Annotated in this window: 8 protein-coding genes and 1 pseudogene; 6 read left to right on the top strand and 3 right to left on the bottom strand. The window is 73.8% G+C overall.

Annotated features, from left to right (window positions below; translation table 11 throughout):
• Positions 1–87: pseudogene (locus ACIQV3_RS33045) on the top strand (lytic transglycosylase domain-containing protein); the annotation flags it as partial.
• A gap of 141 nt (positions 88–228) precedes the next feature.
• Here the strand turns inward: ACIQV3_RS33045 and ACIQV3_RS33040 are convergent.
• From ACIQV3_RS33040 to ACIQV3_RS33030, 3 genes are all read right to left on the bottom strand, one after another.
• Positions 229–3,039, bottom strand: a complete 2,811-nt coding sequence (locus ACIQV3_RS33040) for a LuxR C-terminal-related transcriptional regulator (RefSeq protein WP_403718827.1) — start codon at positions 3,037–3,039, stop codon at positions 229–231.
• Between the two features lie 122 nt (positions 3,040–3,161).
• Positions 3,162–4,022 carry an alpha/beta hydrolase family protein gene (locus ACIQV3_RS33035; RefSeq protein ID WP_403718844.1) on the bottom strand — a complete coding sequence of 287 codons (861 nt, stop codon included), beginning with the start codon at positions 4,020–4,022 and terminating at the stop codon, positions 3,162–3,164.
• Between the two features lie 527 nt (positions 4,023–4,549).
• Positions 4,550–5,737 carry a PucR family transcriptional regulator gene (locus ACIQV3_RS33030; protein ID WP_403718824.1) on the bottom strand — a complete coding sequence of 396 codons (1,188 nt, stop codon included), beginning with the start codon at positions 5,735–5,737 and terminating at the stop codon, positions 4,550–4,552.
• 145 nt (positions 5,738–5,882) lie between these two features.
• Here ACIQV3_RS33030 and ACIQV3_RS33025 point away from each other — a divergent pair, with 145 nt between their 5' ends.
• Genes ACIQV3_RS33025 through ACIQV3_RS33005 form a run of 5 tightly spaced genes read left to right on the top strand, consistent with a single transcriptional unit; the run spans position 5,883 to position 10,800 of the window.
• Entirely contained in the window at positions 5,883–6,722 is an 840-nt protein-coding gene (locus tag ACIQV3_RS33025) for an ABC transporter ATP-binding protein (protein WP_403718841.1), read from the top strand.
• Entirely contained in the window at positions 6,719–7,510 is a 792-nt protein-coding gene (locus tag ACIQV3_RS33020) for an ABC transporter ATP-binding protein (RefSeq protein WP_403718821.1), read from the top strand. The genes ACIQV3_RS33025 and ACIQV3_RS33020 overlap by 4 nt, the downstream gene beginning before the upstream one ends.
• Positions 7,507–8,397: a branched-chain amino acid ABC transporter permease gene (locus tag ACIQV3_RS33015; RefSeq protein ID WP_382744443.1), complete on the top strand. Its 891-nt coding sequence runs from the start codon at positions 7,507–7,509 to the stop codon at positions 8,395–8,397. The genes ACIQV3_RS33020 and ACIQV3_RS33015 overlap by 4 nt, the downstream gene beginning before the upstream one ends.
• Positions 8,390–9,532 carry a branched-chain amino acid ABC transporter permease gene (locus ACIQV3_RS33010; protein WP_403718817.1) on the top strand — a complete coding sequence of 381 codons (1,143 nt, stop codon included), beginning with the start codon at positions 8,390–8,392 and terminating at the stop codon, positions 9,530–9,532. Before ACIQV3_RS33015 ends, ACIQV3_RS33010 begins: the two co-directional genes overlap by 8 nt.
• On the top strand, positions 9,529–10,800 hold the full coding sequence (locus ACIQV3_RS33005; protein WP_403718813.1) for an ABC transporter substrate-binding protein: 1,272 nt from the start codon (positions 9,529–9,531) through the stop codon (positions 10,798–10,800). The genes ACIQV3_RS33010 and ACIQV3_RS33005 overlap by 4 nt, the downstream gene beginning before the upstream one ends.
• Positions 10,801–11,142: the final 342 nt, after the last annotated feature.

Here is an 11,142-nt window from a genome sequence, read left to right as displayed (position 1 = left end):
ATCAAGTGGGGCCTGGACTACATGAACTCCCGCTACGGCAGCCCCGCCGGCGCCTGGACCTTCTGGCAGAACCACCACTGGTACTAAACCACCAGCGGAACGCGGGGACACGAAACGCTCGGCCGGACACCCCGGCCGAGCGTTTTCGCATGTACGGATGCACACGTGTACGGATGCACACGTGCACGGATGCACACGTGCACGCGTACACGGCCGCCGAGCGGGCCCTCAAGGCTGTGCTCCGTCCCTTTCCGCACGGTCCACCAGACGTGAGAGCTCCGTCCGGGAGCGCACTCCGAGCAGGGCGAAGACGTTGCGCAGGTGGTGGTCCACGGTGCGCGGGCTGACGGAGAGGCTCAGTGCCACCTCGCGGTTGGTGGCGCCCTCGGCGACGCGGCGCGCGATGCGCAGCTGCTGCGGGGTCAGGACGGCCAGCCCACCCGCGGGCACCGGGGCCGGTGTGTCACCGGTCGCCCGTAGTTCGCCACGGGTCTGCTCGGCCCACGCGGGTGCCCCGCAGTGCTCGAAGGCGACCAGTGCGTCGCGCAGCCGGTTCTTCGCCTCGGCCGGACGGCGCCGGCGCCGCAGCCACTTCCCGTACAGCAATTGGGTACGGGCCCGCTCGAAGTCGCCGTGCACCGCCTGGTGCCGGGTCAGCGCCAGGGCGAAGAGCGCGTCGGCGGTGTCGTCCGGCGGGGCGACCAGTGCGCGGCACCGGGCCAACTGCGCCGGCGCCTGCGGGTCGACGCCCTGGGCGGTCCACCGGGCGAACTCCTCGACGGCCACCCTCGCCTCCGCCGAGGCTCCGGACCGTACGGCCGCTTCGACGAAGCAGGGCAGGGCGAGCATGCGGACGGCGAAGTGGCCGCGCCCGGGCCCCGGCCGGGTCAGCGGGCCCAGCCGGGCGGCGGCCTCGAAGGGCCGCCCGCGGCACAGGTCGGCGCGCGCCGAAGCCCATTCGGCCAGAGTGACCGCCTGGAGCAGTCCGTGCGGGCGGGCGATCTCCACGGCAGCGCCCGCATGCGCGGCGACCGCCGCCGCGTCGTCCTCGACCGAGGCGACCAGGGCCAGGATCGCGTGCTGGCCGGCGGCGATGTTGCGCTGCCCGGCCCGGTGGGCGGCGCGCAGGCCCTCCTGCGCGTGGCTCCCGGCCCGAGCGTGCTGGCCGGCCCGCAGTTCGGCGTACGCGAGGTGTTCGAGGATCCGGGGAGTGAGGGAGGCCAGTCCGCGCGACCGGGACACGGCAAGGGCCCGCGCGTTGGCCCGGCACGCCGCCGGGATGTCGCCGAGCACCAGAGCGGCCACCCCGGCCCGCATCAGCCGCACGGGGTCGTCGTCGTCCCGGGCGCGGTCCAGGACCCGGCGCAGGGGTGGCGCGGCCTCGGCCGGGTGCCCGTCGAGCGCCGTACGCAGTCCCGCCCGGTAGTCGCTGTAGTCGCGCCTCGGATCCTGCGGGGGAGAAGGGCGCGGGGCCCCGGTGAGGGCCGGAGGCTCGGCGAGAGCGGCGAGGCAGGCTACGGGGTCGCCCGCGGCCCACGCCGCGTCCATCGCCTCCATCCTGGCCTCGAGGGCCGCCTCCGCGTCGGACGGGTCGAGGCGCTCCGCGGCCATGAGGAGCGCCTGATAGGCGTCGCCGACCGGTCCGTCCCGCAGGGCCATGCTGCCCCGGACGAGTTCCGTGCGCCCGTGCACCGTGTCGGGGGACGCGCCCTCCCGGGTGGCGGCCAGCAGCCGGCGCGCCCTGCGGGTGTGTCCCGCCAGCCGGGCGTAGTCCGCGGCCGCGGTGAGGCGTGCGGTACGGACATCCTCCTGGTTGGTGAGTTCCGCGGCCCGGGACAGGGCCGCCGAGCGTTCCATGCCCGACGTCGGCGTGCCCGGAGCGGAGGCCGCGACGAGACCGGCCGCGAGGGCGGCGTCGGGTCCTTGCGCGGCGAGGGCGAGGTGGAGCAGGTGGCGCAGCCGGTGGCGGTCGGCGTCGATGGCCGAGGCGAGCAGCGCGTGGGCCGCCCGGCGCTGCGAGGAAGGGGCGGCCGTGTATACGGTCCGCCGGAGCAGGGACCCCGTAAAGGTGATGCGGTCCCCGTCGTGGTGCACCAGCCTGGCGGCCTCGGCGGGGTCCGGCGCGGCCGGGCCCAGTCCGGCCGCGCGGGCGGCGCGCAGGACCAGGGCGGCGTCTGCGCCCGCCGCGTCGGGGTCGGGCTCGTGCGCGGCCGCTGCCAGCAGCAGGAACTGCCGGGTGGCGGACGGCAGCGGGGCGAGGCGGCCGCCGAAGGTGGCCCATAGGGAGCCGCCGTCCACGAGCGGGCGGGGCAGCGGCCGGTGGCCACCGAGCTGATCCGGCGTCAGGCGCTGGGCGAGGGCCGTCAGGACGGCGGGGTTGCCCTCTGCCTCGGACAGCAACTCCGAGCGTACGGAGGGGTCCAGGACCCCACCGGTGAGGTCGCGGAGCAGGGCGGTCGCCGCGCAGTCGTCGAGCGGGCCGAAGCGGACCACGGGCAGTCCCGCGATGTCCGGATCGTCCGACCGGTGCTCCGCGACCGAGAGCAGGATCCCGATCGGGCGCGCGGGATCGGGCCGTCGTGCGGCCGAACCGAGGAGGGCCCGCGAGGGCGCGTCCCACAGGTGTACGTCGTCCACGCAGACGAGCAGGGGCTCCTCCTCGGGGACGTACTGCCGCAGCAGTTCGGGCAGTTCGGGCAGTTCGGGCAGTCCGGTCAGTCTGTGCAGTTCGGGTGGTCCGGCCGGCCGGACCGCCCCGAACGCGGCCGGCGGTGGCGCCGAGCCCCTCCTCTCGGCCGCCGCGCACAGCAGGGCGCGCATGCCGTCGTAGGGGCGGGGCTCGCCGGTCAGGGGCCGGGGGCGCAGGACGGGCCCGAGCCTGAACTCGTCGCCGGCCCAGGCGAGAAGGGCGCTCCGGCCCAGTCCCGGTTCCGCCACCAGCAGCAGTGCGCCTCCCTGCCGGGGCCGGAGCCGATCCGACAGGGCGGCCACAGCGGCCAGTTCGGCCGTCCGGCCGTAGATCCGGCAAGGACTTGCCACAGTCGCCACAGTCGGGTGTCCGGTCACGCCGGTGAGGTTACTGCCGTGTAAACCCTGGCGGAAGACCGGACGCGGCAGGTGGGGGGCCGAAGTGGAACGGCCACCCCACCCGCCGGGGCGGTTCAGGAAGTGTGCGGGCAGTTGCCCCGGTACTCCTCGATGGCCAGGCTCGGGCGCGGCAGCGGGCACAGGAACTGCTCGTAGCGGCTGTCGTTGTCGATGAAGCGCTTCAGCCACGAGATGCTGTACTTCGCGATGGTGGTGTCCGAGCTGTTCGGGGTGAAGTGCGTGGCGTTGTTGAGTTCCAGGTACGCCTTGTCGAGCGAACCGGGCAGGCTCGTGTAGAAGGGCTCGGAGTGTGAGGCGACGGGCGCGACCGTGTCGCCGTCGGCCCCCACGATCAGGGTCGGGGTCTTGATCTCGGGCCAGGACTTGTCGGTGTTCCAGCCGGTGAGCGCGATCGCCGCCTGCAGGGAAGGCCGGCTCTTGGCGGCCTCCAGCGTGCCGCCGCCGCCCATGGAGTGGCCCATCACGCCGAGCCTGCCGCTGTCGATCCGGGTGCGGACGGTGCTGCGCTCGGTGAGGTAGTCCAGGGCGGACAGCAGCTGGCGTCCCCTGCTGTCGGGCTGGTCGAGGGTGGTGAGCGTGTCGATGGTCAGGACGATGAAGCCCTGGGAAGCCAGTCGCGGGCCGAGCCAGGCGATCGACGACTGGTAGGCGGTGAAGCCGGGGGAGATCACCACGGCGCCGAAGGTTCCGTCCGCGGTGGACGTGGGGTAGTAGATGGTGCCGCCGCCGAAGCCGGTGACGCCCAGGGAGGAGACGTTGGTCTGAGACACCGCGTAGGAGCCGCGCAGGGCCTCGATGCTCGCGTTGGTCGGCGCGGGGCCCCGCTCGTACGGGTTGGCCGCCGAGGCCTGTGCCCCGGACGCCGTGAAGGTGGCGATCGCGCCGAGCGTCACGAGCGCCGCCAGTGCGGACACGAGCGAGCGGAGCCGCCTCCCGCCGCCGGCGGGGCCGGTGGACCGCCCCCTCGTACCGGCGGGGCCGTGGTCGGAGTGGGCCTGGTGGGAGTTCGCGAAGGGTTGCTGCTGCACGACGGAGTCGTCCTCTCGGTCGTGGCGGAGCCGGCCCGGTGAGGGCCGGCACCCCGCTTCCGTGCCGAGGTCCGTGCCGCCTGCCGATGAGTCGGTCCCGCCGTTTGAGCTGGCCGGACCACTGTCAGGGCGCATCCCGGGGGCCCACATCGGCGGAACCACCGGTCTCGCCGACGGACGAGGCCGGCTACCCGCGGTCGGGGCCGGCCATCCGGGGTCGAGGGCGGCCATCCGCGGCCGGGGCCGGCGACCCGCGGCCGGGGCCGGCCGGCCGCCGGCGAGGCCGGTCGGGCGCCCGACCGACCCGGTCAGCCGCCCGACCGACCCGGTCAGCCGCCCGACCGACCCGGTCAGCCGCCCGACCGATCCGGTCAGCCGCCCGACCGATCCGGTCAGCCGCCCGACCGATCCGGTCAGCCGCCCGACAGCCGGTACGCGTCCCGCGCCAGGGTCAGCGCGATCAGGTCCCGGGGCCGGGACAGGGACTTCGACGTCAGGGACTCCAGCCGGCGCAGCCGGTTGAAGACCGTGTTGCGGTGGCAGTACAGCCGGCTCGCCGCGCGCCCCGCCGACCCCTCCGCGGACAGCCAGGCGTCGAGGGTCTCCAGGAGCATCGCCCGGTCCGCCGGGTCCAGGTCGAGCAGGGGCCCCAGCACCGCCTGGACCAGCTCGGCCGACAGCTCGGGCTGGCGCACCACCAGGGCCGTGGGCAGCCGGTCGGCCAGCCGCACCAGCACCCGTTCGTCCGGACCGCAGGTCCGCAGCGCCGTCTCCGCCAGCCGCCGGGCCCGGCCCAGTTCGGCCAGTCCGTCCACCACCGGGCTGATGCCACCGGGCCCCGGGCAGCGGTCCGCGAGCTCCGCCGCCAGATCGGCCGGCGAGGAGTCGCCCAGCGCCACCACGGCCAGCTCCCGCTCCGTGCGCATCCGCCAGAACAGCCGCATCCCGCCCGCCGCCACCACCCGGTGCACCGCGTCGGCCCGGTCGGCCGGGAGCACCACCACCGCGTACCGCCCCTGCTCCGGAAGGTCCAGGGCCAGCGCCACCTGGGCCGCCAGCGCCGGCGCGGTGTCCCCCTCCAGCAGGGCGTCCAGCAGGGCCTGGGCCCGCTCGTCGCTGCGCCGGCGCATCTCCACCTCCGCCGTGCGGTACGCCTCCGCGGTCGCCGCCGCCTGCTGCTCGATCCCCGCCCACATGGCTCCGGCCGCGCGGGCCAGGACGGGCAGCGCCTCCGGATCCTTCTCGGTGACGATGTCCAGCAGCGCGTCCCAGGTGAGCCGGCCCGCCCTGCGGTACGCGTAGAGCAACAGGTCCAGCGGCAAACCCTGTTCGGCCCGGCGCCGGCCCAGTTCCTCCGCGTACGCGAGGTCCTTGCGCGGGCCGGACCGGGGCGCGGCGAAGGCCTCGATCCCGTAGTGCATGGCCTCGCTGACCTGTTGCCAGTGCTCGTCCCGCGGCACGGCCAGGTCGAACAGCGGCGAGTGCTTCGCCAGGTCCCTGATGAGCTGGTCGGTGAGTCCCGGAATGTCGGCGATCAGTACGTCCGCCGCCGACACCAGGACCGACCACTCCTGTTCCGTGCGTGATCTGCGTCCACCCATGGCCGCTGAGGATGTCACCCCGCCTCCGCCACCGTAAGGGGCGCGCGCGACAGGTCTGTGCGCGTGCACAACAGGCTCCTGTCCGGGCTGGTCATCGGCAGCGATTCCGCTTCCGCCCGTGGACGCCCGCCCCGGCCCGGTGCTGATGTGTGCGCCAGCACAAGGCCGCCCAGAGGAAGGAGAGGACGTGGGTTCGCTACAAGTGCGTGAGCTGTCCATCGGCTACGGTCCGGTCCGGGCACTGCGCTCCGTATCGCTCGACGTGCCCGCCGGCGCGGTGGTCGTCGTACTCGGAGGGAACGGTGCCGGAAAGTCGACACTGCTGCGCGCGGTGTCCCGGACGCTCGGGTTCCACCGGGGAGCCGTCACGGGCGGGAGCATCGCCTTCGACGGGAGGCCACTGGACGGGCTCACCCCCGACCGGGTCGTCGCCGCCGGAGTGGTGCAAGTACCCGAGGGACGGAAGGTCTTCACCCGGATGACCGTCGCGGACAACCTGCGCGCCGGGGCCCTGGGCGGTCGGGCGGGATCCCGCGCCGACACGGCCCGCTCCCTGGCCCGGGTGCACGAGCTGTTCCCCGTACTGGCCCAGCGGGCGCGGCAGCGCGCCGGACTGCTGTCCGGCGGCGAACAGCAGATGCTGGCCCTGGGCCGGGCCCTCATGGCCCGCCCGCGCCTGCTGCTGCTCGACGAGCCCACCCTCGGGCTCGCTCCCAAAATGGCCGCCACCATCGCCGAGACGATCACCGAGATCAACGCCTCGGGCGCCTCGGTCCTGCTCGTCGAGCAGAACGCCGCCCTGGCGCTGCGGCTCTCCTCCCACGCCTACGTCCTGGAGGTCGGCGAGGTCACCCTCGACGGCCCGGCCGCCGAGCTGGCCGCCTCCGACGAGGTACGGCGCCGCTACCTCGGCATCACCGACGAGGCCGCGCCCGACCCGGCCGGTTCCGGGACCCGGCGGGAACTGCGCAGGTGGACGGCATGAACGCGAACGCCTCCCCACCGCCGCTCACCGTCACCGACGTGACCGTCCGCTTCGCCGGACTGACCGCGCTCGACTCGGTCTCCTTCACGGTGGAGCCCGGCAGCGTGCACGCCGTCATCGGACCCAACGGAGCGGGCAAGTCCACTTGCTTCAACGTGCTCTCCGGGGTCTACCGGGCCACCGGCGGATCGGTACGCTTCGGCGCCGCCGAGCTCACCGGCCTCGCCCCGCACGCCGTGGCGGCCCTCGGTGTCGCCCGCACCTTCCAGAACCTGGCACTGCCCCCGCACACCACCGTCGCCGACAGCCTCCTGCTGGGGCGGCACCGGCTGATGCGGACCGGCTTCCTGGCCGCCGGACTACGGCTGCCCGCCGCCGCGCGCGAGGACCGCCGACACCGCGAACGGGTCCGGGAGATCGCGGAGTTCGTCGGTCTGGAGGGCGACCTCGCGGCGCCCGCCGGCTCCCTCCCGTACGGAAAGCAGAAACTCGTCGAACTGGCCCGGGCCCTGTGCATGGAACCCCGGCTGCTGCTCCTCGACGAACCCGTCGCCGGCATGACGGCCGACGAGAGGCAGCGCACGGCCGCCGTCATCGCGGGCGTGCGGGACGGCCTCGGCATCTCGATCGTGCTGGTCGAACACGACATGGGGGTGGTGATGCGGCTCGCTGACGCGGTGACCGTACTCGACTTCGGCAGGCGCATCGGCGGCGGGACTCCCGCGCAGGTGCAGAACGACCCCGCGGTGGTCCGCGCGTACCTCGGAGAGGAGGAACCGGCCGCATGACGACCTTCCTCGAACTGCTCCTAGGCGGGCTCTCGATGGGCTCCGTCTACGCGCTGATCGCCCTCGGCTTCGTGGTCATCTTCAAGGCCACCGAAGTGGTCAACTTCGCCCACGCCTCCCTGCTGCTGGCCGGCGGGTACGTCACCGCGACCCTGCACGAGGAACTCGGCTTCTGGGGCGCGCTCCTGGCCGGCGCCCTCTCGGCGGCCGCCGTGGGAGCGGCGATCGAGTTCCTGGTGATGCGCCGCTACCGGGGCCAGGACCAGAGCGTGCTGGCCATCGTCACCATCGGCGTCGACATCCTCCTCATCACCGATCTCACCCGGCGCCTCGGCACCGACGTGCTCTCGCTCGGCGACCCGTGGGGCGACCGCGTGGTCCACCTCGGCGCGGTCACGGTGCCCCAGACCCGGATCGCCGCCATCCTCGCCGCCGGGCTGCTGATCACCGTGTTCCTGCTCGTGTTCCGGCACACCTCCTGGGGTGTGGCCATGCGCGCCGCCGCCGAACAGCCCGAGACGGCCGCGCTGATGGGCGTACGGCTGGGCCGGGTCTCGCTCGCGGCGTGGGCGGTGGCCGGGGCGCTGGCCGCCGTCGCCGCGCTCTTCCTGACCGTCTTCCCCACGCCCGGCCTGGAGCGGGCCACGTCCCTCGCCGCCCTGAAGGCCTTCCCGGCCGCGATCCTCGGCGGTCTCGACTCCACCTCCGGGGCACTGGCCGGCGGGCTGATCGTGGGCGTCACCGAGGCCCTGGCCACCGGCTACCAGGGCCAGTTGGCCTTCCTCGGCCGGGGCATCGGCGACCTGGCTCCGTACCTGGTGATGGTCGCGGTCCTGCTGATCCGTCCCGCCGGACTCCTCGGCACGAAGGAGCTCGCCCGTGTCTGAGACCCGCAGCCCCGTGCTGCACCCCGAGGCCGTCGCCCCGGCGGCGGTCACCCGGCCACGGCTGCTCGGTGCCCGGAACCTGGCGGCGGCAGCCGCCGGCCTGGTGCTCCTCGCGCTGCCGTTCTACCTCGACCGGTTCTGGCTGCAGGCCGGACTGTTCGCCATCGCCGCCGCCATCGGGGCCATCGGGCTCAACCTGCTCACCGGAGCCACCGGCCAGCTGTCGATGGGCCACGCCTTCTTCCTCGCGGTGGGTGCCTACGGGTACTGCGCGCTCGCCGGGGACGGCAGTACGGCGGGCGGTCACACGCTGGTCGGACTCGGCCTGCCCAGCTGGCTCGCCGCGATCCTCGCCGTCGCCCTCGCCGGGGCGGCGGGCGGCCTCTTCAGCCCCATCGCCGGCCGCCTGCGCGGCGCGTACCTGGGCATCGCCACACTCGCGCTGATCTTCATCGGCCAGCACGTGCTGTTCAACGCCACCAGCGTCACCGGCGGGTTCAACGGCCGGGAGGTGGAGCCGCTGTCCCTCTTCGGCTTCACCTTCGACGACACCGAGACCGTCATCGCCGCAGTCCCCTTCCAGTCCGCCGAGAAGCTCTGGTACGTCGCCCTCGCCGTCCTCCTGGGCGGCGCCCTGTTCGCGCGCGGCGTCCTGCGGGGCCGGCCCGGCCGGGCCATGAACGCCCTGCGCGACCACAGCATCGCCGCCGGGGTGATGGGCGTGCCGGTCGCCCGGTACCGGGCCGCCGTCTTCGTCCTGTCGTCCATGTACGCGGGGCTCGCCGGGGTCCTGCTCGCCCTCGTCTTCCAGCGCACGGTGCCCGATTACTTCGGCATGGTGCTGTCCCTGGAGTACCTGGCCATGATCGTGATCGGTGGCCTGGGCACCGTCGCTGGCGCCGTCGTGGGCGCGGTCTTCGTCTCCCTGCTGCCCCAACTCCTCACCCGCTACAGCGAAGCCCTCCCGCTGGTGTCCGCCCCCGGAACCGGCGGGGTCTCGCCGGGCGAGGCCTCCCGCTACCTGTACGGCGCGGCCGTCGTCGTGGCCGTCCTGTTCCTGCCGGGCGGTCTGACCGGCATCACCCGGACCTTCCGGACCCGAACCCGCACCACACCCCCGAAGGAGCGAACGTGAACAGCAGAAGGCACGCCGCCACGGTCCTGGCGGCCGTACTCGTCCTGACCGGCGCCGCCGGGTGCAGTGGTAAGGCACAACCCGCCAAGGGCGCGGACGGGGACAAGCCCGCCGCGGGCGGGGTCAAGGCCGGACCCGGGGTGAGCGACAAGAGCATCAAGCTCGGCGCGCTCACCGACATGACCGGTGTCTACGCCTCTCTCGGCAAGAGCGTCACCCAGGCCCAGCAGCTGTGGGTCAAGCAGACCAACGCGGCGGGCGGCATCTGCGGCCGCACCATCGAGCTGACGGTCCGCGACCACGGCTACGACCCGCAGAAGGCCCTCGCCGCCTACACCGAGCTGGAGCCCTCGGTGCTGGGCTTCGCCCAGTTCATCGGCTCCCCGTTCGTCTCCGCCGTCAAGACGCGGATCGACGGCAAGGACAAGGGGCTGGTCATCCCGCAGGCCTGGTCCGCCTCGCTGCTGGGCAGCCCGTACATCCGCACGGTGGGTGCGACGTACGACATCGAGACCATCAACGCGGTCGGCTACCTCCTCGACCAGAAGCGGATCGCCTCGGGAGACAAGATCGGGCACGTCTACTTCGAGGGCGACTACGGCGAGAACGCCCTGACCGGTTCCAAGGCCATCGCCGCGGAGGCCGGGCTGACCATCGTCGAGCAGAAGATCAAGCCGACCGACAACGACATGACCGCCCAGGTGGCCGCGCTCAAGCAGGCCGGGGTCAAGGCCGTGGTCATCAGCGCCGGCCCGCGCCAGGCCGCCTCGCTGGTCGGAGTCGCAGCGGCGGGCGGCTGGGGCATCCCGATCGTCGGCAACAACTCGGCCTTCGCGCCGCAGCTCCTGGCCACCCCGGCGGGCGCGGCCCTGCAGAAGGACTACTACGTCGCCTCCTCGGCCCTGCCGATCGGCTCGACCGAGGCGGGACCGGCCGCCCTGGCCGCCGCGTACAAGGCCGAGTACCCGGACGCGGGCCTGGACAACGGAGTGGTGGCCGGTTACAGCGCCGGAGCCCTGTTCGGGGAGGTGCTGAAGAAGGCCTGCGCCGACAAGGACCTGACCCGCGAGGGGATCCGGGCGGCCCTGCTGAGCCTGAAGTCCTACGAGAACGGTTTCGGCATCACGCACGACTTCTCGGACCCGAAGGCCCCCTCCACCCGGCAGAGCGTGATCCTGAAGCCCGACGCGACGGTCCCCGGCGGCATGAAGGTGGTCAAGGAAGCCACCGCCGCACCCGCCGCGACGAAGTTCACGCCCGCCTCCTGAGCGACGGGCAGGAGACGGACGCTGCCGCCCCGACACGCGTCGGGGCGGCAGCGTCCGTCTGTCGGCCGACAGGCTGGTCGTCTCCCGATGAAACGCTTGGGGGCCCTTCGCCCAAGTACTGGACGAGGGAGCCGTCCGGGTTCCCGCGCAAGGGAGGAACCGGGTGCTCAGCCCACGAGACCGAAGCCCAGTTGGAGGTACCCCGATGCACGAGAGGCCCAGTGGCTTCGAGGAGCGCCTCAAGGCGGCGCTCATCGCACGTCTGCCGGAGGCGCCGCCCGCGCCCCCCACCCGAGGTTCCGCCCGGCGGTACGCAATCCGCTGGCCGTGGGCCTCGCGACG

The sequence above is a fragment of the Streptomyces sp. NPDC099050 genome (genome assembly GCF_044759865.1).
Taxonomy (GTDB): domain Bacteria; phylum Actinomycetota; class Actinomycetes; order Streptomycetales; family Streptomycetaceae; genus Streptomyces.
This window is presented reverse-complemented; position numbering and strand designations above follow the sequence as displayed.

What these genes read in the sequence shown, in the direction of transcription:
- ACIQV3_RS33025 (WP_403718841.1), top strand. Translation starts at nt 5,883, where the DNA reads ATGTGTGCGCCAGCACAAGGCCGCCCAGAGGAAGGAGAGGACGTGGGT.
- ACIQV3_RS33020 (WP_403718821.1), top strand. Translation starts at nt 6,719, where the DNA reads ATGAACGCGAACGCCTCCCCACCGCCGCTCACCGTCACCGACGTGACC.
- ACIQV3_RS33015 (WP_382744443.1), top strand. Translation starts at nt 7,507, where the DNA reads ATGACGACCTTCCTCGAACTGCTCCTAGGCGGGCTCTCGATGGGCTCC.
- ACIQV3_RS33030 (WP_403718824.1), bottom strand. Translation starts at nt 5,737, where the DNA reads ATGGGTGGACGCAGATCACGCACGGAACAGGAGTGGTCGGTCCTGGTG.